Genomic DNA, 22,363 nt, shown 5'->3' with positions numbered 1-22,363 from the left:
AGATCGTTGACCAGTGCGCCGATTCTGCGCGACGCACGGGGTCTTGCCGCAAGCCCGGGGTTGCGCTATACGTTGAGTACGAGGGAGGCCGGGTGTCCGCAGTGGACTGGCACGCCGTTCCCGGGCCGGCGGGCTGGTACGAGCCGGACGGCGTCGGACGCGCGTTGCGTGAGCTGGCCGCGGCCACCTCGGTGCTCGAAGCTTCGGCCCCCAGTTCGGTGCTGCACAACACGGGACTCCTCCACGAGCACAGCGGCACGGTCTACCCCGCGGCGGCCTTCGCGGCGCCCACCCTGCTGGACATCGTCGAACGCGGGCACCCGATCGTCCGGGTGATCGCCGCGGACCTGCTGACCAGCGCCATGGAGCTCGCGCCGGCCGCCGGCTACCGGCGCGTGGCCGCGGTTCCCGTCTGCTGCGCGGTCGCAGGCCACGTCCACGCCCGCCGGGCCGCGCTCACCGCGTGGCCCGCACTCAGGCGGGAGGCGGACCGGCACTGGCGGTTCGACGTCCGGGAAGTCCTGGCCGACGGCGTCGACACGGTCGCGTTCGGCACCCTGCGGGGCGAGCTCCCACCCGGCGATCGGCGTGCCGAACTGCACGGCGCCGCCGAACCGGTCACCATCCGCTTGGAGGACGGCGACGTCCGCGTGCTCGGTGCGGTCGTGGAAGCCGGTGACTTCCTGCTTCCCGCCGAGTGCGGCTCAGGGCAGTGACACCGGCAGCACGAAGGTCGGCGAGCCCGTCGGGTAGTACTTCAGCTCCGCCTCTCCGGACGCCGTCAGCGTGAACGCCGTGATGGCGTCCTCCGACTGCGCCGCGACGTAGCACGTGCCGTCCACCAGTGCGAAGTGCCGCGGGTTCGCCCCGCACGGCTGGTCGGCCACCGCGGCCGCCTCGTCGAGGGCGAACTCCGTCACGCAGTCCGGGCCGCGGTTCGACACGTACATGCGCGTGCCGGTCAGCTCCAGGTGCGCCACCAGGTTCGGCGTCACCGAAGACAGCGTCGACGGCGTGGAAGCGACCACCTCGAACGCGCCCGGCGAGGTCTCCCGGACCGTCACGACGGTTCCGGCCAGCTCGCCGACCACGTACGCGAGGTCCGTGCCCGGCCGGCGGACCAGCTGCCGCGGGCCCGTACCCGGTGGGAGCGCCGAGACGGCCAGCAGTTCGACAGAACCGGCGGAAGACAGTGTGTAGCTGCGGATCTCGTCCGTGCCGAGGTCGACGGCGCTCACCACGGTCCCGTCGGCCGAAGGGACGGCCATGTGCACGTGCGCCGCTTCCTGGCGGTCGGTGCGGGGGCCGCTGCCTTCGTGCTGGACCAACGCGGTCCGAGCCTCGATGGAGCCCGACGGCGACAGCGAGAACACGGCCAGGCTGCCGCCGGTGTAGTTGGCGCACAGGAGGAACCGGCCGTCCGGCGTCACCGCGAGGTGGCACGGGTGCGCGCCGCCCGTCTCGGCCGTGCCCAGCACCGACAACTTGCCCGAGCCGTCGATGGAGAGCGCCGTGACCTCGCCGGTGGCGGTCTCGTTCACCGCGTACAGCACCGGCAGCGACGGGTGCCGCGTCAGCCACGACGGCGACTCCAGCGCCAGCGACGCCACTTCCGTCAACGAGCCGGTCGCGGAGCGGGAGAACGTCGTGATCCCCGTGCCGTTCCCCGCTTCCCCGGTGTAGCACCCGACGAAGACCAGCTCAGCCATGCGCGCTCCTCAACAGCGTCTCGACCCGGGCGGAGATGTCCGCGGTGGTGCCGCGGGTCAGCGCCGAGCCGACCCCGCACGCCACCGCGCCCGCTGCCAGCCAGCCTGGCACGTCCGCGGGCCCGATGCCGCCGGTGGGCACGAGCGGTGCCTGCGGGAGCGCGGCCCGGACGTCCTTGACCCACGAGGGGCTGAGCGCGGAGGCGGGGAAAACCTTGACGGCGTCGGCACCTTCCTCGAGCGCGCGCACGATTTCGGTGACGGAGCCGGCCCCGGGCAGGGCGGCAGCTCCGTACCGGTGAGCGGTGCGGATGACGGCGGCGTCCACCGACGGCGAGACGAGGAACCGCGCGCCGGCGCGGAGGGCGAGTACGGCGGAGGCCTCGTCGAGCACGGTGCCGGCGCCGATGGTCGCGTCCGGGTAGGCGGCGGCCAAGCCGGAGATGGCGTCGAGCGCGCCGGGGTTGGTGAGCGGCAGTTCGACCGACCGCAGCCCGGCTTCGAGGGCGGCGCGGGCGGCGGAGACCGCCGACTCGGCGTCGTGGGTGCGCACGATGCCGATGACGCCTTGGCGCAGGACGTTCGCTGTGATCTCCCACCGGTAGCTCATCGGCCGAGCATACCCCGTGAAATCTTAATTTAGGATTTATTCTTGACGGGTGCCGACGCTCCCCGGCATGCTGCTCCCCGGCTCGCAGTTCACCGGAGAAAGGCGTCCGGCACATGCTCCTCAAGAGATCACTCGCGGTGGTCGCCACAGCCGTGGCGGCGCTCGCGACCACGGCGATCCCCGCCCAGGCGGCCGTGGACCAAGGCGCTCCCGACTACTACGGCAGCGGGGTCGCGAAGACCCCCTACATGGGCTGGAACACCTACTACGGCCTCGGCGCCCCGAGCGAGGCGTCGGTCAAGTCCGTCGCGGACTTCCTCGTCTCCAGCGGCCTGCGCGACGCCGGCTACCGCTACGTCTGGATCGACGGCGGCTGGACCGCGCCCGATCCGCGGGACGCGCAGGGAAACCTCCACGAGGACAGCGCGAAGTTCCCGAGTGGACTGTCCACTTTGGTCAGCTACCTGCACGGCAAGGGCCTCGAGGCCGGCATCTACACCGACGCGGGCGCTTCCGATGGCAAGAACTGCGCGGCCGGCTCCGGCGGCTACTACGAGCAGGACACCAAGCGGTTCGCGAGCTGGAAGTTCGACGCCGTCAAGGTCGACTTCCTCTGCGGCATCGCCCAGAACCTCAAGCCCGCCGAGGCGTTCACGCAGTTCAGCCAGGCCCTCGCCAAGGCGGGCCGCCCGATGGTGCTCAACATCTGCAACCCGGTCACCGACGAGTGGGGCGTCCCGCACGGTCCGGACCAGGTCGCCGGTATCGCCTACACCTACGGCCCGCTCGTCGCCGACTCCTGGCGCACCAGCACCGACATCGCGTTCGGCACGCCGTACGAGGGCATCTGGAAAGACGTCCTGCGCAACATGGACGCCAACGCCGCCCATCCCGAGGCCAACGGGCCGGGGCACTACAACGACCCCGACTACCTCATCCCGATGCGCAAGACCGAGCAGGGCACCTACGAGCTGAACGAGGAGGAGTCGACCACCCAGTTCGTCATGTGGGCGGAGATGGCCTCCCCGCTCATCCTCGGCTCCGACCCGCGCACGCTCCCCGCGTCGATGCTCAGCACGCTGAAGAACCCCGAGATCGTCGGCGTCAACCAGGACCGCCTCGGCACCCAGGGCGTCCGCGTCGCGACGAACGGCAGCACCGACACCTACAGCAAGGTCCTCTCCCAGCGGGGCGACCGGGCCGTCGTGCTGCTCAACCGCGGTGAAACGCCGACCCAGATGACGGTGAAGTTCGCCGACGCCGGACTCACCGGCCGGGTGTCCATTCGCGACCTCCGCGCGCGTGCCGACCGCGGCAGCGCCGTCGGCGAGTACACGGTCACCGTGCCCGCGCACGGCACCGCGTTCCTGCGCCTGCACGGCACCGACCTCGTCCCCGGCGACGACGTCGGCGGTCCCGCGTCCGCCAGCCCGGCGGTCGTCCGCACCGGCGGCAAGACCGTGACGTTCTTCCGCGACCCCGCCGGGAACCTCCAGCAGAACGGCCTCGACGGGGCCCGTCAGGTCGGCGGCAAGTTCCTCGGCCAGCCCGCCGCGGTCGCTTCCGAGGGCAAGATCGACGTGTACGTCCGCGGCCTCGACAACGTCCTCTACCAGCGCACTTACTCGACGCAGTGGGGCGACTGGAAGCGGCTCGGCGGCACGCTCACCGACTCGCCGTCCGTGACCACCGACGGAACGGTCTTCGTCCGGGGTGGCGACGGCCAGGTCTGGCAGCGGACCAGCGCTGGTCAGTGGTCCGGTCTCGGCGCACCCGGCGGCCGGCCGATCTACGGCCGTCCCGGCGCGGCGACGTCGACCAGTGGCACGGTCGTCGCGGTCCGCACCGCCGACGACAGCGTCCGGGTCCGTACCAAGACCGGTGACGCGTGGTCGGACTGGACGTCCATCGGCGGCACGGTCAGCAGCAGCCCGACGCTGGTCGCGGTCGGGACGAAGGTCGCGCTCACCGCGTCCGCGAGCGACTACACGCTGTGGGCCAACGACTGGTCGGGCACCTGGGCGGGCTGGTTCAAACGGCCGGAGTACCCGAGCGGGAGCATCGTGGGAACCCTCGGCGCCGCGTCCGACGGCGCGTCGCTGTGGTTCGCCGCCCGCGGGCCGGACGACCATGTCCACGTAGCGAAGTTCTAGAAACGGAGAAGGCGATGTCCACGCGCACGGCGGTGGTGACCGGAGCGGCGTCCGGGATCGGGCTGGCGACGGCCCGGAAGCTGCTCGACGACGGCTACCGCGTGCTGGGCGTGGACATCGCTGAACTCCCCCACGGCGTCGTCCCGATCCGCGGCAGCGTCAGCGACGAGACCACCTGGACGGACATCGGCGAGGTCGACGCCCTGGTCAGCAACGCCTATGTGCCGAGCACCGGGCCCCTGCACAAGATCGACCGCGCCGAGTGGCAGCGCCAGCTCGACGTCAACCTGACCGGCACGTACCTCGCCCTGAAGGCCTGCCTGCCGTCGCTGCGGGAGCGGCGCGGCGCGGTCGTGCTGGTCTCCTCGGTGCACGCGCACTTCGGGCTGCCGGGTCACCCCGCGTACGCCGCCAGCAAGGGGGCGCTGGTCGCGCTGGCCCGGCAGCTGGCCGTCGAATACGCCCCGGACGTGCGGGTCAACTCCGTCCTGCCGGGACCGGTGCTCACCGAAGCCTGGAACCGCATCTCGCCGGAAGACCGCGAACGCAGCGCTCGCGCGACGCCGGCGGGCCGCCTCGGCGACCCCGCGGAGGTGGCGAACGTGATCGCCTTCCTGCTCTCGGACGCGGCCTCGTTCGTCACCGGGGCCGAGCTGACCGTCGACGGCGGCTGGTCCGCCGCCAAGGATTCCGCGTAGATGGGGGACACGGGTGAAGATCACCGGGGTTGAAACGTTTCTGGTCGCGCCGCGCTGGCTGTTCCTCAAGGTCAGCACGGACGAGGGCGTCTGCGGCTGGGGCGAGCCCGTGGTCGAAGGCCGCGCGGAGACCGTGCGCGCGGCCGTGCACGAGCTGTCCGAGCTGCTGATCGGCCAGGACCCGCTGCGCATCGAGGACCACTGGCAGGTGCTGCGCCGCGGCGGCTTCTACCGCGGCGGCCCGGTGCTCTCCAGCGCGCTCGCCGGCTACGACCACGCGCTGTGGGACATCGCCGGCAAGGTCCGCGACGCGCCGGTGCACGAGCTGCTCGGCGGCCCCGTGCGCGACCGCGTCCGCGTCTACAGCTGGGTCGGCGGCGACCGGCCGGCCGGGATCCGCGAAGCCGTGTCCGCGCAGGTCGAGGCCGGGTTCACGGCGGTGAAGATGAACGTCGCCGGCCCGCTGGCCGCGATCGCGTCCCCCGCCGAGGCCGAAGCCGCGGTGGCGCGCGCGTGGGAAGCGCGGGAGGTCCTCGGCCCGCACCGCGACCTCGCGATCGACTTCCACGGCCGCGTCTCGCCCGCGATGGCGCGGCGGCTGGTCCGGTTGCTGGAGGACGTCCAGCCGATGTTCGTCGAGGAGCCGATCCTGCCGGAGACCCAAGGCGACGCGCTGCGGTCGATCGTCGAGGCGTCGACCGTGCCGATCGCGCTCGGCGAACGGCTCTACTCGCGCTGGGAGTTCAAGCCGGTGCTCGACGCGGGCGTCGCGGTCGTCCAGCCCGACCCGTCGCACGCCGGCGGCATCTCCGAACTGCGGCGGATCGGCGCGCTCGCCGAGATCTACGGCGCTTCGCTCGCCCCCCACTGCCCGCTCGGCCCGATCTCGCTCGCCGCGTCGCTGCAGGTCGCGTTCGCGACGCCGAACTTCCTGATCCAGGAACAAAGCGTCGGCATGCACTACCACGAGGGCCACGAGCACGCGTACCTCGCGGACCCGTCGATCTTCGCGTTCCGGGACGGCTACGCGGCCCGCCCGCTGGGCCCCGGGCTCGGCATCGAGGTCGACGAAGAGGCCGTCCGGCGCGCGGACGAGGTCGGGCACACCTGGCGCTCGCCGGTCTGGCGGCACGACGACGGCGGCCTCGCCGAATGGTGACCTGGCTCGACCGCGGCGACCTGCGGCTCGGGCTCGTGCCGGAGCTCGGCGGCCGGCTGCTGTCGGTGCGGTACCGCGGCGCGGAACTGTTGTGGCGCAACGCCGAACTGCTCGACGACGACCTGCGCGGCGAGTACGCGCCCAACGCCGGGCGGATGGGCGACTGGGTCAACTACGGCGGCGACAAGACGTGGCCCGCGCCGCAGGGCTGGGCCGGACCGGACCAGTGGCCCGGCCCGCCCGACCCGGTCCTCGACTCGGGGCCGTACACCGCGGTCGTCGACGGCGACACGGTCACCATGACCAGCGCGCCGGACCAGCGCACCGGCCTGCGGTTCACGCGCGCGATCACGATCCTCGACGACGGATACGAACTGCGGCTGACCGCGGAGAACACCTCTGCACGGCCGGTGCGGTGGGCCCTGTGGAACGTGACGCAGTTCCCCGGCGGCGGCTCGATCACGGCGGGGCTGCGGCGGCCGGACGTCGTCGCACTGGTCTCGGGCACCGGCACGCCCGAGTACACAGTGGACGGTGACCGGCTGGTCGTGCCGGCGCAGGACGTCGTCGGCAAGCTGGGCGTGCCGGGCACGGCGGGCTGGGTGACGTACGGCCCGTTGACGCTGAGCTTCGACGTCGACCCGGCCGGCGAGTACCCCGACGAAGGCTCGCCGCTGGAAATCTGGCTGGAGCACCCGCTTCCCGAGCCCCTGGCGGCGCTCGGGGACCTGGACCCGCCCGCGCGGATCGTCGAGCTGGAGGTCCTCGGGCCACTGACGACTCTCGAACCCGGCGCGAAGACCCGGTTGTTGATTCGTGCCGCGGTCCGGGAAGATGGTGTGTGACCTTCACCGTCCGAAGCCTGACCGCCGCGGTGTTCGCGCTGGCCGTCACCGCCGCCGTCCCCGTCACCGCCCACGCGCAGGAAGCGCCGGAGTGCCCGGCGAACCTCGACTGCCGGTTCGTGCCGGCCGCCTACGACTGGTCGAGCACCGACCACGGCGACCCGAACAACTACGGGAACTACGACCCGGCGAACCGGCCGGCCGACGGCCAGCGGATCGAGTACATCGTCATCCACGACACCGAAAGCCTGCCGAGCAGCACGGCCAGCCCGTACGACCAGGCCATCGCCACCTTCCAGAAGCCGTCGAGCGGGTCGAGCGCGCACTACGTGATCCGCTCCTCCGACGGCCAGGTGACGCAGATGGCGCCGACGCGGGACGTCGCCTGGCACGCCGGCAACTGGACGATGAACGAGCACTCGATCGGCATCGAGCACGAGGGCATCGCCAAGCAGGGCGGCACCTGGTACACCGAGCAGATGTACCAGGCCTCGGCGAACCTGGTGAAGTACCTGGCGGCGAAGTACCACATCCCGCTGGACCGGCAGCACATCCTCGGCCACGAGGACATCTCCCGCGAGCGCACGGCGAACTTCGCCGCCGCGCACTGGGACCCGGGCCCGTACTGGGACTGGAACCACTACATGGACCTGCTCGGTGCGCCGACCAAGCCGACCGGTCCCGCGGACAGCCCGGTCGTCACGATCCACCCGGACTTCGCGACCAACCAGCCGGAGCTGACCGACTGCGCGAGCACTCCCTGCACGACGCTGCCGCCGCACGGCGCGAACTTCGTCTACCTGCACACCGCGCCGGACGCGGCGTCCCCGCTGAGCACCGACCCCGTCGTGCACCCGGACGGCTCGGCGGGCACGACGGCGATCGACGACTGGAGCGACAAGGCGGTCGCGGGCCGGTCGTACGCGCTCGCCGGTGAGCAAGGCGACTGGACGGCGATCTGGTACGGCGGGCAGAAGGCGTGGTTCGAGAACCCCGGCCACCGCGCGACCGTGCCAGCTCGCGCCAAGCGCGTGACCGCGGCCACGTCGGTGCCGCTGTACGGGCGCGCGTTCCCCGAGCAGTCCGAGTACCCGGCCGAGATCCCGTTCGACCCGATCTGGACGGTCGGCCCCATCCCGTGGACGCTGCCCGCGGGCCAGAGCTACGTCGTGACCGGCGAGTTCCGGGCGGAGAACTACTACGCGCGCTTCGACCCGGCGGACGTGCCGGCCAACCACACGCTGGTCACCGGCGCGACGAAGTACCTCCAGCTCTCCTACAACCACCGGCTGGTCTACGTGAAGGCGTCCGACGTGCAACCCTGCTGACCTGCGCAGGTATCGTGAGGGCGTGACGGACAAGCCCCGCATTCCGAACGTGCTCGCCGCCCGCTACGCCTCGGCGGAGCTGGTCTCGCTCTGGTCGCCGGAGCGGAAGGTCGTCCTCGAGCGGCAGCTCTGGATCGCCGTCCTCCAGGCGCAGAAGGACCTCGGCGTCGACGTCCCCGACGGCGTCGTCGAGGACTACCAGCGCGTCCTGGAGGACGTGCGGCTGGAGTCGATCGCCGCTCGCGAGCGCGTCACCCGCCACGACGTCAAGGCGCGGATCGAGGAGTTCAGCGACCTCGCCGGCCAGGAGCACGTCCACAAGGGCATGACCTCGCGCGACCTCACCGAGAACGTCGAGCAGCTGCAGCTGCTCCGCTCGCTGGAGCTGATGCGCACCCGCGTCGCCGCCGTGCTCGCGCGGCTGGCCGCCCTCGCCGTCGAGCACGCCGACACCGTCATGGCCGGCCGCTCGCACAACGTCGCCGCGCAGGCCACCACCCTCGGCAAGCGGTTCGCCACCGCGGCCGACGAGCTGCTCGTCGCCTTCGAGCGGCTCGACAACCTGATCGAGCGCTACCCGCTGCGCGGCATCAAGGGCCCGGTCGGCACCGCGCAGGACATGCTCGACCTGCTCGGCGACGAGTCCACTTTGGACCAGCTCGAAGACCGCGTGATGCAGCACCTGGGCTTCAACCGGCGGTTCGTCAGCGTCGGCCAGGTGTACCCGCGCTCGCTCGACTTCGACGTGCTGTCCACTGTGGTCCAGCTCGCGGCGGCGCCGTCGAGCCTGGCCAAGACGATCCGGCTGATGGCGGGCCACGAGCTGGTCACCGAGGGCTTCAAGCCCGGCCAGGTCGGCTCGTCCGCCATGCCGCACAAGATGAACACCCGCTCGTGCGAACGCGTGAACGGCCTCGCCGTCGTGCTGCGCGGCTACCTGTCGATGATCGGCGAGCTGGCCGGCGACCAGTGGAACGAGGGCGACGTCTCGGACTCCGTCGTCCGCCGGGTCGCGCTGCCGGACGCGTTCTTCGCGCTCGACGGCCTGCTGGAGACGTTCCTCACGGTCCTTTCGGAATTCGGCGCCTTCCCGGCGGTGATCGAGCGTGAGCTGGATCGCTATCTGCCGTTCCTCACCACGACGAAGGTGCTGATGGCCTCGGTCCGCGCCGGCGTCGGGCGTGAGACGGCCCACGAAGCCATCAAGGAGAACGCCGTCGCCGTCGCGCTCGAAATGCGCGAAGGCCGCGCCGAGAACGACCTCCTCGACCGCTTCGCCGCCGACGAGCGCATTCCGCTCGACCGCGGTGAGCTGGACAAACTCCTCGCCGACCGGATTTCCTTCACCGGCACGGCGGGCCGTCAGGTCGAGCAGGTGGCCGAGCGCGTGGCGCGGGTGCTGGAACGGTTCCCGGAAGCCGCGGGCTACGCGCCGCAGCCGATCCTGTGAGCTGACGCACCCGTCCACGGATTGGAACGAATCCCCACGAACGGGCCAAATCCCTAATCTCCATCGCTGACCCCGTGTTCTTCGCGCGCTACCCGCGCGCGCTCACCCATGGAAGAAGCGATGAGATCCACGCTGTCGAAGATCGCCGCGTTCGTCACCTCGGGCGCGCTGGCGCTGACCCTCGCCGCGTGCGGCTCGGACAGTGGTTCGACCACCACCTTGCGCGTCGGGACCCTGAGCGACGCCCCGCCGTCGATCTACCTGGAGAACGGCCGGTTCACCGGCTACGACAACGAGTTGCTGCGCGACATCGCCAAGCGTGAGGGCTTCGAGGTCGAGTTCGTCGGTACGGAGTTCGCCGGCCTGCTGGCGGGCGTGGCGAACGGCAAGTTCGACATCGGCAGCTCGACGATCTCGAGCACCGAGGCGCGCAAGAAGACGGTCGCGTTCTCCAACGGCTACAACACCGGCTTCACCACGATCGTGACCGCCAAGGGCGCGAACCTGAAGGACCCGGCGGCGTTCGCGGGCAAGCGGCTCGGCGTCGTCCAGGGTTCGGTGCAGGACGAGTTCGCGGGCAAGACCGCCGGCGCGCAGGTCGTCCGGTTCCCGGACTACAACGCGGGTTTCGCGCAGCTGAAGAACGGCACGCTCGACGGCTGGGTCGTCCCGCAGGACATCGGGCAGAAGTACCTGGACCAGAACCCCGCGGTTCCGCTGGAGCTCGGCTACACCGTCGAGGACAAGGACACCCCGTCGGCGTTCGCGGTGGCGAAGAAGAACGCGGACCTGCTGAACAAGCTGAACGACGGGCTCGCGAAGGCCGTCGCCGACGGCACGGTCGCCCGCATCTACGCGCAGTTCTACCGGACGACGCCGCTGTCCAAGGAATTGCAGCAGGGTGGCCCGGGCCTGCCCGTCAAGAACCTGCCGGCGCAGTAGATGGACCAGTTCCTCGACACCTTCCTCAACTGGGAGTACATCTGGCAGGTCTTCCCCGACCTACTGAAGACGGGCCTGCTCAACACGCTCATCCTGGCGCTCACGTCCGGGCTGATCGGCATCGTGTTCGGCATGGTGCTGGCGGTCATGGGCCTGTCCACCAAGGTCTGGCTGCGCTGGCCGGCGCGGATCTACACGGACATCTTCCGCGGCCTGCCGGCGATCCTGACGATCCTCGTGATCGGCCAGGGCCTCGGCACGCTCGCGCGGGACGTCGTCGGCACCAACCCGTACCCGCTCGGCATCCTGGCGCTCAGCCTGATCGCGGCCGCCTACATCGGCGAGATCTTCCGGTCCGGCATCCAGAGTGTCGACAACGGACAGCCGGAGGCGAGCCGCGCGCTCGGGATGAGCTACGGCAAGGCCATGCTGCTGGTGGTCATCCCGCAGGGCGTCCGGCGCGTGCTGCCCGCGCTGGTGAACCAGTTCATCGCGCTGGTCAAGGACTCCAGCCTGGTGTACTTCCTCGGCCTGCTGTCCGAGCAGCGCGAGCTGTTCCGCATCGGGCAGGACCTCGCGGCCACCACCGGCAACCTGTCGCCGCTGGTCGCCGCCGGGTTCGTCTACCTGGTGATCACCGTGCCGCTGACGCACCTGGTGAACCACATCGACAAGACGCTCCGGACCGGCCGCGAGGTGCGCGCGGCCGAACCGGAGCCGGATCTCGTCTCCAGCGGAAAGGCCGGCTCGTGACGACGGCGGTGCGATCGTCCAGTGTGGAACTGCGGGACGTCCACGTCCGGTTCGGGACGCTGGAAGTCCTGCGCGGCGTGGACTTGCGCGTCGAACGCGGCCAGACGACGTGCGTGATCGGGCCGTCCGGGTCCGGCAAGTCGACGCTGCTGCGGTGCGTGAACCGGCTGCAGGAGCCCGATTCCGGCGACCTGCTGCTCGACGGCGAGTCCGTGGTCCGCGCCGACCCGGACGCGCTGCGCCAGCGCGTCGGCATGGTGTTCCAGCACTTCAACCTCTTCGGCCACCGGAGCGTGCTGGACAACATCGTGCTGCCGCTGCGCAGCGTCAAGAAGCTGGGCAAGGAGGAGGCGGCGGAGATCGCGCGGGCCCGGCTCGCCGACGTCGGCCTCGCGGACAAGGCGCCGTACCGCCCGAGCGCGTTGTCCGGCGGTCAGCAGCAGCGCGTCGCGATCGCGCGGGCGCTGGCGATGGACCCCGAGGTGATGCTCTTCGACGAGGCCACCAGCGCCCTCGACCCCGAGCTGGTCAAGGGCGTGCTGGACCTCATGGCCGGGCTCGCGTCGCGGGGTCTCACGCTGATCGTGGTCACGCACGAGATGGGCTTCGCGCGGAGCGTGGCCGACGAGGTCGCGTTCATGGACGCGGGCCGCATCGTCGAGCAGGGCCCGCCGGCGCAGGTCTTCGACGACCCGCAGAGCCCCCGCCTGCGGCGATTCCTGTCACAGGTCCTCTGAAAACCGGAGGCTTCGACGCCGAGGCCCCGGGTAGCCTGCGGGCATGGCGAGGATCGCGCGGTTGACGTACTACCCGGTCAAGGGGTGTGCCGGCACTTCGGTGCCGGTCGCCGAGGTCGGGCCGGCCGGGCTGGCGCACGACCGCGTCTTCCAGGTCGTCGCGCCCGACGGCGACTTCCGCAGCCAGCGCCCCTACCCGGCGCTCGCCGCGGTCCGGCCGCGGGTCATGGGTGACCGGCTCGCGCTGTCCGCACCCGGCCGCGACGACCTCGAGATCGACATCCGGCGCGACGGCCCGCGTCACCCGGGTTCGACGTTCTCCTGGCACGGCGAAGGTATCCACCAGGGCGACGAAGCCGCCAAGTGGTTCTCGGACCTGCTCGGGCTGCCGTCGGTGCTGATCGGCGTCGCGCCGGACCACGAGCGCGTGACGGGCGGAGAGACGCCCGGCACCGCCGCGTTCGCCGACGGGCACGCGCTGCTCGTCGCCAGTGAGTCCTCTTTGGACGGTCTGAACGCCCGCATCCTCGAACGCGGCGGCGAGCCGGTGCCGATGGACCGCTTCCGCCCCAACGTGGTCATCTCCGGCTGGCTCGAGCCGCACACCGAAGACGAGGTCCGGGCGATGACCGCGGGCACCGCGGAGTTCGGGTACGCCAAGCAGTGCGTGCGCTGCACGGTCCCGATGGTCGACCAGGAGACGGGCGAGAAGGCCGGTCCGGAGCCGATCCGGACGCTCGCCGGCTACCGCCGCCACCCCGACGGTGGCGTGACGTTCGGGATGAAGGCCGCGGTACTGAGGCCGGGTCAGCTCGCGGTCGGCGACGAGGTGATCGTGCACTCCTGGGCCGGTCCGAGCCCGAGCACCGCCGCGGCCGAACCCCCGTTGACGGCGACGGCGAGCCGGCCCGCCGAGTCGGTGTAGAGCACGCTCGCGCCGGCGGGCACGTCGGCGAAGGTCCGCCCGATCTCGGTGGTCACCGCGACCCGCTCGCTGTGCACGGAGACCGCGCCCGACAGCCCCGACAGCTCCAGGTCGGCCGGCGTCGCCGCGAGCTGGACGTTGCCGAAGTGGTCGACCGTCAGCACCTCCGACACCAGCTTCCCGGGGAACGCGGCGACGAACGGCTCGGGCAGCTCGACCAGGTCGTCGACGCGGGCGCCGAACTCGATCGGCGAGACCCCCAGCGCCAGGTGGGCGGCCGCGGGCGCGAAGACGTCCCGGCCGTGGAAGGTCGCCGACGTGACCGGCAGCCGCAGCGACGGCTCGGTCAGCTCGTAGGCTTCCCGGACCCCGCCCAGCGCGTGCGCGGCCGGCAGCAGCAGGCCGTTGTCCGGCCCGACCAGCAGCCCGCCCCCGGCGACGACGACCACGCCGAGCCGGGCCGTGCCGACGCCCGGGTCGACGACGGCGACGTGCACCGCTTCCGGGAGGAACGGCACGGTCTGGGCCAGCGCCATCGCGCCGTGCCGGATGTCCTGGGGCGGCACCTCGTGCGTCACGTCGATCACCCGCACGGCGGGCGCGAGCCGCGCGATCACGCCGTGGCAGGCCGCCACGAAGCCGTCGCGCAGGCCGTAGTCGGTCGTCACCGAGATCCAGTCGTACGCCATGTGAGCATCATCCATGGTGGCGGAGGGTGCCCGTTAGGGTTCAGCGCGTGACACCCCTCCCCACCCCCGAGCGGCTCGCGTCCGGCAAGGTCCGCGACCTCTACGCCGCGGGCGACGACCACCTGCTGGTCGTCGCCTCCGACCGCATCTCGGCCTTCGAGCGCGTGTTCCCGACCCCCGTCCCGGACAAGGGCCGGGTGCTCACCGCGATGAGCGTGTTCTGGTTCGGCGAGCTGGCCGACGTCGTCCCGAACCACCTGGTCGCCTGCGACGGCCCCCGGGTCCCGAAGGCCTTCCGCGGCCGGGCGCTGCTGGTCGAGCGCCTGAAGATGCTGCCGGTGGAGGCCGTCGTCCGGGGCCACCTGGCCGGGCGCGGGTACGCGGAGTACCGCAAGTCCGGTTCGGTGTGCGGGGTCGCGCTGCCGCCGGGGCTGGCCGAGTCCGAGCGGCTGCCGGAGCCGATCTTCACCCCGTCCACGAAGGCCCGGCCCGGCGAGGTCGACGAGCACCTCGACTTCGGCACGTTCGCGTCGATCCTCGGCCGCCGGCTCGCCGAGAAGGTCCGGGAGGCCTCGCTCGAGCTGTACCGCCGCGGTGCCGCGCGGGCCGCGGAACAGGGCCTGCTGCTGGCCGACACCAAGTTCGAGTTCGGCGTCCGGCGCAACGGCGAGCTCGTGCTCGCCGACGAGCTGCTGACGCCGGACTCGGCGCGTTACTGGCTGGCCGACGGGCACCGCCCCGGCCGGCCGCGCCCGTCGTTCGACAAGCAGCACGTGCGCGACTGGCTGGTCGGCCCGGCGTCGGGCTGGGACTGCGTGTCCCCGCTGCCGCCGCTGCCCCCCGAGGTGGTGACGGCCACGCGCGACCGGTACATCGAGGCGTACCACCGCGTCACCGGGCTTTCGCTGGCAGACTGGCCCCGTGATCCTGCTGATCTGCGGCAGCCTGCGAGCAGGCTCGGGCAATGCGGCGGTGCTGGGGACCGCCGCGACCCTCACCGCGAGCAAGACGTACACCGGCCTCGGCGACCTGCCGCACTTCAACCCCGATGACGACCGCGACCCGCTGCACCCGGCGGTCGCGGAGCTGCGCGCGGCGATCAAAGAGGCGGACGCGATCCTGTTCTGCACGCCGGAGTACGCGGGCGGCCTGCCGGGCTCGTTCAAGAACCTCCTGGACTGGACGGTCGGCGGCGGCGAGATCTACGGCAAGCCGGTCTCGTGGATCAACGCGTCGTCGGTAGCGGCCCCGACGGGCGGCCGCGACGCCCACGACTCGCTGCGCAAGGTCTTGACGTACGCGGGCGCGAAGATCGTCGACGAGGCGTGCGCGCGGATCCCGGTTTCGCGCGCGGACGTCGCCGACGGCCAGGTCGCCGACCCGGACCTGCGGGGCCGGATCGCGGTGGCGGTGTCGCGGCTGCGCGAGGGCGTCTGACCCTTCCGGCAACGGACGCTCGCCCGTTCTGCGCAGTTCACGGCGACGTCAGACGCGTGCGTCCCAATGGTGTCGTGGAAGCTCGCTTGCTGGTTTCGCTGTCGGGAATCACCCCGCGCACGCTGCACCGGTGCGCCGACCTCGCGGCCGAGCTCGACCGCCGCCGGGTCCCGCTGTCCCTGCTGTACGCCGCCCGCACCGGCGAAGGCCCGGTGACGGAGTGGGTGCGCACCCGCGCCCGCGCCGGCGATTCCGTGCTGCTGCACGGCTACGACCACACCGTCACACCCACGCACCGCACGGTGTACCTGGGCAAGAAGGCGGAGTTCGCGACGCTGCCGGCGCACGAGGCGCGGCTGCGGCTGATCGCGGCGAAGGCGGCGCTGGACAGCGCGGGCCTGTCCGTCGACGGCTTCGCGCCGCCGCGCTGGATCGCGTCCCAGGGCACGCTGCAGGCGCTGGCCGAGCACGGGTTCCGCCTGTGCGCGGACCTCGGCGCGGTCCGCGACCTGGTGACCGGCGAGGTGCGCCGGGCGCGCGTGAGCGAGTTCACGAGCCAATCGCACCGCACGGAGACGGTGCGCTGCTTCGCGCTGGTGCTGGCGGCGGCGCGGTCGGCCCGCCGGGGCGGGCTGGTCCGGCTGGGGGTGGAAGCCACGGACCTGACCCGCCCCGGCCTCCGCCAGGCGCTGCTGGACGCGGTGGACGTCGCTCTCGAGAACCGCGCGTTCGGGGCGACTTACGGGTCGCTGCGCGCGGTGGCCGCTTAGAACTTCGCGGGTTCGGCCCGTTCGAGGACTTTGACCTCGGTGCCTTCCGGCGCGAGGTTCCCGAAGAGGCCGTAGTGCATGGCCGGGTTGGCGAGCACGGCTTCGTGGATCGGCACTGCCACCCGAGGCGCGACCGCCCGCAGGTAGTCGACGGCTTCCCCGGCCTTGAGCCACGGCGCCCCGGTCGGCAGCCCCAGCACGTCGATCTTCTGCTCGGGCACGAAGAACGAGTCACCGGGGTGGAAGAAGGCGCCGTCGTCGAAGACGTACCCGATGTTGGGGATCACGGGGATGTCGGCGTGGATGACGGCGTGCTGACCGCCGACGGCCTTGATCGAGGTGTCCCCGACGGCGAACGCGTCACCCACATTGGCGACGTCGAACTCGATGCCCAGTTTTTCGACCTCGGGCGCGGAGCCGGGGTCGACGATCAGCTTGGCGTCCGGGTTGGCTTCGAGGACCTTCGGCAGCCGTTCGACGTCGAGGTGGTCGAAGTGCTGGTGCGTGACCAGCACGGCGGACAGCTCCCGCTCGCCTTCGAACCCGGTGGAGAACGCCCCGGGGTCGATCAGGATCCGCTCGGAACCGGTCTCCAGCAACAGGCAGGCGTGTCCGAAATGGACGATACGCATGGATGTTCTCCTTCGCAGGGGGTCGATTCCAGCCTAGTCCCGGTCCACCAGCCGCTGCCGGACGTCGTCGAGGTCCCGCCGGGAGACGCCGGCGCCAAGGAGGTACCGCTCGACGTCGAACCCGCCGAGCGTGGCCCGGACGGCCGCCGCGGTCGTGGTGCCCCGCTCCGCGAGGAGCGCCGCGATGACCGGTCCCTGGTCTTCGGCGCCCATCGCGGCGTACAGCGGTTTCAGGGCTGCGGTGGACAGGTCGTAGTCCGCGGCGATGGCGTCCACCTCGACGCCGGCCAGCGCCAGCAGCAGGAGCGCGACGAGACCGGTCCGGTCGCGGCCGCCGCCGCAGTGGAACAGGACGCCGCCGGGGGCGGACCGGGCGATCGCTTCGATGACGGCGGCGCAGCGCTCGGCCTTCCGTTCTAGGAAGACCGGGTAGTAGAGCGGGCTGCCGTTGAGCCGCTCGCGGTTGACGTACCGCCAGAACTCCAGGTCGTCGATGTCGTCGAGGGGAACCTCGACGCGGTCGATGCCCGCCGGGGCGGCCGGGCCGGTCGCGGCGGCGAACTGCGCGGAGCCCGCGAGCGTCGTCGGGGCGTCCGCCGTCGGCCGGATCTCGTCGGGGTTGCGCAGGTCGAGGACGGTCCGGACGCCGGACTCCCGCGCCTGGGCCCAGCCGGTGCCGGTCACGAACCGGAGGTCCGCGGCCCTGAAGAACGCGCCGCGCCGGGTCGTGCGGCCCGATCGCGTCGGCAGGCCACCGAGGTCTCTCGTGTTGTGGAAGCCTTCCCAGGCCACTGTTCTGCTCACCCGTCACAGTTTGCCGGTCAGCAGCGCGTCGCCGAGTTCCGTGCGCCGGTACAGCACTCGATGACCCCGGCGTTCCGACGCCAGCAACCCTGCCCCGCGCAACGCCGTGAGGTGCGCGGACACCGTCGCCGGGGCCAAGCCGTGGCGCTGGGCCAGTTCCGTCGTCGCCGCCGGGCGGTCCAGGCTCGTCATGAGCAGCGCCCGCGTGCGGCCGAGGACCTCGGCCAGCGCCTCCGGCGGCTCGGTCGGGGACGTCCACAGCGAAGCCACGCCCCGCGCCGGGTACAGCAGCGAAACCTGCCACGGCGGCACCGTCACGACCCCGACGTTCGGCCACGCGAACACCGCCGGGATCAGCAGCAGCCCGCGCGCGTCGAGCTCCAGCCGCTCGCGTGACCGGACGTCGACCAGGACCGACGTCTCCGACAGCCGCACGCGCGGGTGCAGCCCGGCCAGCATCGCCGCGATCCCGCCGGACCCCAGCTGCCGCGTCCGGTACGCGATGTCCGCAGCCAGCAGCTCGCGCAGGCGGGGCCACTCCGGGGCCAGCAGCGCGTCCCACACCGTCTCGAGCTGGTCGGCCAGCAGGTCGCGCGCGGCCGCCGGGTCGGCCGGCAGCAGCGACAGGTCGGCGTCGACCATCCCCAGCTCCAACGCCACCTGCGTCGGCGGCGTGGCCCGCACGGCCTCCAGCTGCGCCGAAGCCGTCGTCTCCGGGCCGTCGGGCGGCGGGCTCAGGAACTCGGTGATGTAGTGCCGCGCGCTCAGGACCGCGGCCAGCTCGGGCACGTCGGGGATGGCCGACAGCCACGGCAGGTGCGCCGGGTGCCGCCGGAGGCCCAGCAGTGTCTGGACAGCGCCCAGCACCTCCTCCAACGGCGAGATCGCGAACCGGACGCGTTGCGCGCCGGCGGCCGTCAGCACCAGCTCGATCATCGGCGATTCGCCCTCACCCGAATCAGTGTGCCCCGAGAAGGCGGCGAACGACGCTACGGACATGTCCTTGTTCACCCATCGCGCCTACTGGCGCTGGTCGGCGGGCGTCCAGTTCGCCCGGTTGCCCGCGACCATGGCGCCACTCGCGTTCACCCTCCTGACCACCGCGACGACCGGTTCGTACCGGCTCGGCGGCGTGCTGATGTCGGTCTTCGTCGCCGCCGAGATGCTGTGCGCGGTGCCGGTCGGGCGGCTGCTCGACCGCGTCGGCCCTTCGCGGGGCCTGCCCGTGCTGCTCCTGCTGACCGCGGCCGGGTACGTCGTGCTGGCGCTGGCCGCCGACGCTCCCGCGCCCGTCCTGGTCGCGCTCGTCCTGCTGCCCGGCATCGCGGGCGGGGCGCTGTCGGGCGGCTTCCGGACGCTGCTCGCGGACACCGTCGACGACGAGCTGCTGCCGCGCGCGATCTCCGTCGACTCGATGCTCCTCGAAGGGGTGCTCATCGGCGGTCCGGCGCTGGTCGCGGTGCTCGACCTGGCCGGCACGTTCGTCCCGCTGGCGGCGATGGCGGTCGCCTGCGTGGCCGCGGCGGTGCTCGTTCCGCGTGGCGCGAGCGCCCACGAACGGGTGGAATCCGACGCCGACGTCCCGCCCGCGCGGCTCGCCACCTACCTGCCGTGGCTGGGCTGCGCGTTCACCGTCGGGCTGCTGCTCTCGACGATCGAGGTGGCGCCGCTGCCGCTGGTCCAGCGGCTCGGGGCGCCCGAGACGGCCGCGCCGATCGTGATCGCCGTGCTGAGCGGAGCCAGCATCGCGGGCAGCGCGCTCTACGCGTGGCGCGGGAAGACTGGCGACCCGCGGCTGTTCCTCGCCGGTTTCGTCGTCGGCGGCCTCACCCTGGCGGGCGGCCTCGGCTGGGCCGGGCTCCTGGGGTCGGTGGCCCTGATCGGCGCCTGCACGGGGCCGCTGGTGGCCGCCACCTCGGTCAACCTGCAGCGCCTGCTGCCGAAGAACCGCAGGTCGGCGGGGTTCTCGCTGAGTTTCACGGTCCAAGCCGCGGGCTTCGGGCTGGGGTCGCTGGCGGTGGGCGTGCTGCCGCTGTGGGTCACGCCGTTGTTCGGTGTCTTTGCCGCGGCGATCGCCGGTGGAATGCTGGTGGCGAAGCCCGTGCGAGCTATTGGCACAATGTCAGTAACGTCGTAGCCTGGGCTGACCCGCGACCTCCAGGGAGACGCCGATGACTGCCGTCCAGCCGAAGCCGACGTCGGTCGGCGAGACCTTCGACTCGCTCAGCCCGGCGACCGACGAGGTGGTCGGAACCTACCCCGTCCACAGCGCCGAAGACGTCCAGGCGGCCGTCGCGCGAGCGCGCGTCGCGGCGAAGTGGTGGGAAGAGCTGGGCTTCGCGGGGCGCGCCGAGCGGCTGAGGAGCTGGAAGGGCGTGCTGACGCGGCGGCTGCCGCAGCTGTGCCAGGTGGTCCGCGACGAGACCGGCAAGCCGATCGCGGACGCGCAGCTCGAGAGCGTCCTGGCCATCGAGCACATCTCGTGGGCGGGCAAGCACGCGAAGAAGATCCTCGGCAAGCAGAAGCGCTCGGCCGGCCTGCTGATGTCGAACCAGGCGGCGACCGTCGAGTACCAGCCGCTGGGCGTGGTCGGCGTGATCGGCCCGTGGAACTACCCGGTGTTCACGCCGCTGGGCTCGATCGCGTACGCGCTGGCGGCGGGCAACGCCGTGGTGTTCAAGCCGAGCGAGTACACGCCGGGCGTCGGGAAGTGGCTGGTCGACGCGTTCGCCGAGATCGTCCCGGAGCAGCCGGTGCTGCAGCTGATCACGGGCTTCGGCGAGACGGGCGCGGCGCTGGTGGGAGCCGGTGTCGACAAGATCGCGTTCACCGGTTCGACGGCGACGGGCAAGCGCATCATGGCCGCGGCGGCCGAGACGCTGACCCCGGTGGTCATCGAGGCGGGCGGCAAGGACCCGGTCCTGGTCGACGCGGACGCCGACCTGGACGCGGCGGCCGACGCGACGGTCTGGGGCGCGTTCTCCAACTCGGGCCAGACCTGCATCGGCGTCGAGCGGGTGTACGTCCACGAGAAGGTCCACGACGAGTTCGTCGCGAAGGTGGTCGAGAAGTCGAAGGACGTGCGAGCGGGCTCGGACGAGGCGGCCCAGTACGGCCCGGTGACGATGCCGTCCCAGCTGGGCGTGATCAAGAGGCACATCCAGGACGCCCTGGCCCGCGGCGGCAAAGCGGTCCTGGGCGGCGAAGACGCGGTCGGCGACCGGTACGCGCAGCCGACGGTGCTGATCGACGTCCCCGAGGATTCGGAAGCGGTGACGGAGGAGACGTTCGGCCCGACGGTGACGATCGCGAAGGTCCGCGACATGGACGAAGCGGTCGAGAAGGCGAACAACACGAAGTACGGCTTGGGTTCGACGGTGTTTTCGAAGTCCCGCGGAGTGGAGCTGGCGGAGAAGCTGCGCACGGGCATGACGGCGATCAACGCACCGCTGTCGTTCGCCGGAATCGCATCCCTGCCGTTCGGCGGCGTGGGTGATTCGGGCTTCGGCCGGATTCACGGGCCTGAGGGCCTGAGGGAGTTCGCCCGCACGAAGGCGATCGCCCGCCAGCGGTTCACGGCCCCGCTGACGCTGACATCGTTCAGCCGCAAGGAATCGACGGACGCCCTGGTGGCCAAGCTGGTGACGATCCTGCACGGCAAGCGCTGACGCGGTTCCGGGGCTGTGGACAACTAGCTCCACAGCCCCGGAAACGCGCCGGTTTTGTCGGTGGTCGCCGGTAAAATGGTTACCGGGGGCCGAGGCCCGCCCTAAGCCTTGACCAGCGCGTCCACCGCGCTGAAGAACATGCCCAGCCCGTCGTCCGACGGCCCGGTCAACGCGTCGATCGCGTGCTCCGGGTGCGGCATCAGCCCGACGACCCGGCCGTTCTCCGACCGGATCCCCGCGATGTCGTTGCGCGACCCGTTCGGGTTGCCGCCGACGTACCGGAACACCACGCGCCCCTCGGCCTCCAGCTCGTCCAAAGTGGACTGCTCGGCCATGTAGCACCCATCGATGTTCTTCATCGGGACGAGGATCTCCGCGCCGGAGTCGTAGCGCGTGGTCCACGCCGTGTCCGTGTTCTCCACCCGCAGCCACTGGTCGCGGCAGATGAAGTGCAAGCCCTGGTTGCGGATCATCGCGCCCGGCAGCAGCCCGGCCTCGCACAGGATCTGGAACCCGTTGCAGATGCCGAGCACCGGCATGCCGCCGTGTGCCGCCTCGATCACCGGCGTCATCACCGGCGCGAACCGGGCGATCACGCCCGCGCGCAGGTAGTCACCGTAGGAAAAGCCGCCCGGGACGATGACCGCGTCGACGTCGTGCAGGTTCTCGTCCGCGTGCCACAGCGGGACGGCCTCGGCGCCGGCGTACGTGACCGCGCGGGCCGCGTCGCCGTCGTCGAGCGTGCCCGGGAAGGTGATGACCCCGATGCGCGCGCTCACGCGTTCACCCGCGTGATCGTCCACTGCTCGATGACGGGGTTCGCGAGGAAGCCCTCGGCGATCTTCTCGAGCGTCGCGTCGTCGACCGTGTCGTCGACCTCGATCTCGAAGTGCTTGCCCTGGCGGATCTCCTTGATCCCGGTGAAGCCGAGGCGACCGGCGGCGCCGAGCGCGGCCTGCCCCTGCGGGTCGAGGATTTCGGGCTTCGGCATGACGTCGACAACGACTCGGGCCACGGCAGGCTGCTCCTTATTCACGCAGGTCGTGGGTACCCC

General features: G+C 71.8%; 24 protein-coding genes. 16 read left to right on the top strand and 8 right to left on the bottom strand.

Annotated elements, in window-relative coordinates; translation table 11 throughout:
• Positions 1 to 92: 92 nt before the first annotated feature.
• Positions 93 to 716, top strand: a complete 624-nt coding sequence (locus tag ACZ7OH_RS15620; RefSeq protein ID WP_470281402.1) for a hypothetical protein — start codon at positions 93 to 95, stop codon at positions 714 to 716.
• Here ACZ7OH_RS15620 and ACZ7OH_RS15615 read toward each other — a convergent pair.
• Both ACZ7OH_RS15615 and ACZ7OH_RS15610 read right to left on the bottom strand, forming a co-directional pair.
• Entirely contained in the window at positions 705 to 1,709 is a 1,005-nt protein-coding gene (locus ACZ7OH_RS15615) for a lactonase family protein (RefSeq protein ID WP_470281401.1), read from the bottom strand. The genes ACZ7OH_RS15620 and ACZ7OH_RS15615 overlap by 12 nt on opposite strands.
• Positions 1,702 to 2,319: a bifunctional 4-hydroxy-2-oxoglutarate aldolase/2-dehydro-3-deoxy-phosphogluconate aldolase gene (locus tag ACZ7OH_RS15610; protein ID WP_470281400.1), complete on the bottom strand. Its 618-nt coding sequence runs from the start codon at positions 2,317 to 2,319 to the stop codon at positions 1,702 to 1,704. Before ACZ7OH_RS15610 ends, ACZ7OH_RS15615 begins: the two co-directional genes overlap by 8 nt.
• Before the next feature lie 113 nt (positions 2,320 to 2,432).
• On the opposite strand from ACZ7OH_RS15610, the gene ACZ7OH_RS15605 reads away from it, so the two are divergent.
• From ACZ7OH_RS15605 to ACZ7OH_RS15560, 10 genes are all read left to right on the top strand, one after another.
• A complete protein-coding gene (locus ACZ7OH_RS15605) occupies positions 2,433 to 4,472 on the top strand; it encodes a DUF8189 domain-containing protein (RefSeq protein WP_470281399.1) in 2,040 nt (679 codons plus the stop codon).
• 14 nt (positions 4,473 to 4,486) lie between these two features.
• Complete coding sequence (locus tag ACZ7OH_RS15600; RefSeq protein WP_470281398.1) at positions 4,487 to 5,170, top strand: SDR family NAD(P)-dependent oxidoreductase; 684 nt, start codon at positions 4,487 to 4,489, stop codon at positions 5,168 to 5,170.
• Positions 5,171 to 5,183: 13 nt separating this feature from the next.
• Positions 5,184 to 6,329: a galactonate dehydratase gene (gene dgoD / locus ACZ7OH_RS15595; RefSeq protein WP_470281397.1), complete on the top strand. Its 1,146-nt coding sequence runs from the start codon at positions 5,184 to 5,186 to the stop codon at positions 6,327 to 6,329.
• Positions 6,323 to 7,174: a DUF4380 domain-containing protein gene (locus tag ACZ7OH_RS15590; protein ID WP_470281396.1), complete on the top strand. Its 852-nt coding sequence runs from the start codon at positions 6,323 to 6,325 to the stop codon at positions 7,172 to 7,174. The genes dgoD and ACZ7OH_RS15590 overlap by 7 nt, the downstream gene beginning before the upstream one ends.
• The gene (locus tag ACZ7OH_RS15585; RefSeq protein ID WP_470281395.1) at positions 7,171 to 8,502 is read left to right on the top strand and encodes an N-acetylmuramoyl-L-alanine amidase; all 1,332 of its coding nucleotides are present in this window, start codon (positions 7,171 to 7,173) and stop codon (positions 8,500 to 8,502) included. Before ACZ7OH_RS15590 ends, ACZ7OH_RS15585 begins: the two co-directional genes overlap by 4 nt.
• A gap of 22 nt (positions 8,503 to 8,524) precedes the next feature.
• A complete protein-coding gene (purB, locus tag ACZ7OH_RS15580) occupies positions 8,525 to 9,952 on the top strand; it encodes an adenylosuccinate lyase (RefSeq protein WP_470281394.1) in 1,428 nt (475 codons plus the stop codon).
• A gap of 120 nt (positions 9,953 to 10,072) precedes the next feature.
• Positions 10,073 to 10,894: a substrate-binding periplasmic protein gene (locus ACZ7OH_RS15575; RefSeq protein ID WP_470281393.1), complete on the top strand. Its 822-nt coding sequence runs from the start codon at positions 10,073 to 10,075 to the stop codon at positions 10,892 to 10,894.
• Positions 10,895 to 11,647: an amino acid ABC transporter permease gene (locus ACZ7OH_RS15570; protein WP_470281392.1), complete on the top strand. Its 753-nt coding sequence runs from the start codon at positions 10,895 to 10,897 to the stop codon at positions 11,645 to 11,647. It abuts the gene before it with no gap.
• A complete protein-coding gene (locus tag ACZ7OH_RS15565; protein WP_470281391.1) occupies positions 11,644 to 12,384 on the top strand; it encodes an amino acid ABC transporter ATP-binding protein in 741 nt (246 codons plus the stop codon). Before ACZ7OH_RS15570 ends, ACZ7OH_RS15565 begins: the two co-directional genes overlap by 4 nt.
• 43 nt (positions 12,385 to 12,427) lie before the next feature.
• Positions 12,428 to 13,309 (top strand): MOSC domain-containing protein, encoded by an 882-nt coding sequence (locus ACZ7OH_RS15560; RefSeq protein WP_470281390.1) that lies wholly within the window; start codon positions 12,428 to 12,430, stop codon positions 13,307 to 13,309.
• Here the strand turns inward: ACZ7OH_RS15560 and ACZ7OH_RS15555 are convergent.
• Complete coding sequence (locus ACZ7OH_RS15555) at positions 13,192 to 13,998, bottom strand: SAM hydrolase/SAM-dependent halogenase family protein (protein ID WP_470281460.1); 807 nt, start codon at positions 13,996 to 13,998, stop codon at positions 13,192 to 13,194. The two genes, ACZ7OH_RS15560 and ACZ7OH_RS15555, sit on opposite strands and share 118 nt — an antisense overlap.
• Positions 13,999 to 14,045: 47 nt before the next feature.
• On the opposite strand from ACZ7OH_RS15555, the gene ACZ7OH_RS15550 reads away from it, so the two are divergent.
• The 3 genes from ACZ7OH_RS15550 (at position 14,046) to ACZ7OH_RS15540 (ending at position 16,205) form a co-directional block, all read left to right on the top strand.
• Positions 14,046 to 15,050: a phosphoribosylaminoimidazolesuccinocarboxamide synthase gene (locus tag ACZ7OH_RS15550; protein ID WP_470281389.1), complete on the top strand. Its 1,005-nt coding sequence runs from the start codon at positions 14,046 to 14,048 to the stop codon at positions 15,048 to 15,050.
• Complete coding sequence (locus ACZ7OH_RS15545) at positions 14,971 to 15,435, top strand: NADPH-dependent FMN reductase (protein WP_470281388.1); 465 nt, start codon at positions 14,971 to 14,973, stop codon at positions 15,433 to 15,435. Before ACZ7OH_RS15550 ends, ACZ7OH_RS15545 begins: the two co-directional genes overlap by 80 nt.
• Before the next feature lie 74 nt (positions 15,436 to 15,509).
• On the top strand, positions 15,510 to 16,205 hold the full coding sequence (locus ACZ7OH_RS15540; protein ID WP_400896788.1) for a DUF2334 domain-containing protein: 696 nt from the start codon (positions 15,510 to 15,512) through the stop codon (positions 16,203 to 16,205).
• Here ACZ7OH_RS15540 and ACZ7OH_RS15535 read toward each other — a convergent pair.
• The 3 genes from ACZ7OH_RS15535 to ACZ7OH_RS15525 are packed head-to-tail and all read right to left on the bottom strand — an operon-like array spanning position 16,202 to position 18,577.
• Complete coding sequence (locus ACZ7OH_RS15535) at positions 16,202 to 16,837, bottom strand: MBL fold metallo-hydrolase (protein WP_470281387.1); 636 nt, start codon at positions 16,835 to 16,837, stop codon at positions 16,202 to 16,204. The genes ACZ7OH_RS15540 and ACZ7OH_RS15535 overlap by 4 nt on opposite strands.
• Before the next feature lie 33 nt (positions 16,838 to 16,870).
• The gene (locus ACZ7OH_RS15530) at positions 16,871 to 17,641 is read right to left on the bottom strand and encodes a tyrosine-protein phosphatase (RefSeq protein WP_470281386.1); all 771 of its coding nucleotides are present in this window, start codon (positions 17,639 to 17,641) and stop codon (positions 16,871 to 16,873) included.
• 3 nt (positions 17,642 to 17,644) lie between these two features.
• The gene (locus ACZ7OH_RS15525) at positions 17,645 to 18,577 is read right to left on the bottom strand and encodes an ArsR/SmtB family transcription factor (RefSeq protein WP_470281459.1); all 933 of its coding nucleotides are present in this window, start codon (positions 18,575 to 18,577) and stop codon (positions 17,645 to 17,647) included.
• Positions 18,578 to 18,638: 61 nt separating this feature from the next.
• Here ACZ7OH_RS15525 and ACZ7OH_RS15520 point away from each other — a divergent pair, with 61 nt between their 5' ends.
• Together ACZ7OH_RS15520 and ACZ7OH_RS15515 are read left to right on the top strand one after the other, a co-directional pair.
• Positions 18,639 to 19,778: an MFS transporter gene (locus ACZ7OH_RS15520; protein WP_470281385.1), complete on the top strand. Its 1,140-nt coding sequence runs from the start codon at positions 18,639 to 18,641 to the stop codon at positions 19,776 to 19,778.
• A gap of 34 nt (positions 19,779 to 19,812) precedes the next feature.
• A complete protein-coding gene (locus ACZ7OH_RS15515; RefSeq protein ID WP_470281384.1) occupies positions 19,813 to 21,309 on the top strand; it encodes an aldehyde dehydrogenase family protein in 1,497 nt (498 codons plus the stop codon).
• A 101-nt stretch (positions 21,310 to 21,410) separates the two neighbouring features.
• Here ACZ7OH_RS15515 and purQ read toward each other — a convergent pair whose 3' ends face one another.
• Both purQ and purS read right to left on the bottom strand, forming a co-directional pair.
• Positions 21,411 to 22,088, bottom strand: coding sequence for a phosphoribosylformylglycinamidine synthase subunit PurQ (purQ, locus tag ACZ7OH_RS15510; RefSeq protein WP_470281383.1), 678 nt, complete (start codon positions 22,086 to 22,088; stop codon positions 21,411 to 21,413).
• On the bottom strand, positions 22,085 to 22,324 hold the full coding sequence (gene purS / locus ACZ7OH_RS15505; RefSeq protein WP_470281382.1) for a phosphoribosylformylglycinamidine synthase subunit PurS: 240 nt from the start codon (positions 22,322 to 22,324) through the stop codon (positions 22,085 to 22,087). The genes purQ and purS overlap by 4 nt, the downstream gene beginning before the upstream one ends.
• Between the last annotated feature and the right edge of the window lie 39 nt (positions 22,325 to 22,363).

It is taken from the genome of Amycolatopsis sp. NPDC114478, assembly GCF_055633805.1.
This window is presented reverse-complemented; position numbering and strand designations above follow the sequence as displayed.

Coding starts and splice junctions, on each gene's coding strand:
- ACZ7OH_RS15570 (WP_470281392.1), top strand. CDS start 10,895: ATGGACCAGTTCCTCGACACCTTCCTCAACTGGGAGTACATCTGGCAG.
- ACZ7OH_RS15610 (WP_470281400.1), bottom strand. CDS start 2,319: ATGAGCTACCGGTGGGAGATCACAGCGAACGTCCTGCGCCAAGGCGTC.
- ACZ7OH_RS15615 (WP_470281401.1), bottom strand. CDS start 1,709: ATGGCTGAGCTGGTCTTCGTCGGGTGCTACACCGGGGAAGCGGGGAAC.
- ACZ7OH_RS15605 (WP_470281399.1), top strand. CDS start 2,433: ATGCTCCTCAAGAGATCACTCGCGGTGGTCGCCACAGCCGTGGCGGCG.
- ACZ7OH_RS15575 (WP_470281393.1), top strand. CDS start 10,073: ATGAGATCCACGCTGTCGAAGATCGCCGCGTTCGTCACCTCGGGCGCG.
- ACZ7OH_RS15520 (WP_470281385.1), top strand. CDS start 18,639: ATGTCCTTGTTCACCCATCGCGCCTACTGGCGCTGGTCGGCGGGCGTC.
- ACZ7OH_RS15600 (WP_470281398.1), top strand. CDS start 4,487: ATGTCCACGCGCACGGCGGTGGTGACCGGAGCGGCGTCCGGGATCGGG.
- ACZ7OH_RS15560 (WP_470281390.1), top strand. CDS start 12,428: ATGGCGAGGATCGCGCGGTTGACGTACTACCCGGTCAAGGGGTGTGCC.
- ACZ7OH_RS15535 (WP_470281387.1), bottom strand. CDS start 16,837: ATGCGTATCGTCCATTTCGGACACGCCTGCCTGTTGCTGGAGACCGGT.
- ACZ7OH_RS15525 (WP_470281459.1), bottom strand. CDS start 18,577: ATGATCGAGCTGGTGCTGACGGCCGCCGGCGCGCAACGCGTCCGGTTC.
- ACZ7OH_RS15555 (WP_470281460.1), bottom strand. CDS start 13,998: ATGGCGTACGACTGGATCTCGGTGACGACCGACTACGGCCTGCGCGAC.
- ACZ7OH_RS15590 (WP_470281396.1), top strand. CDS start 6,323: ATGGTGACCTGGCTCGACCGCGGCGACCTGCGGCTCGGGCTCGTGCCG.
- ACZ7OH_RS15515 (WP_470281384.1), top strand. CDS start 19,813: ATGACTGCCGTCCAGCCGAAGCCGACGTCGGTCGGCGAGACCTTCGAC.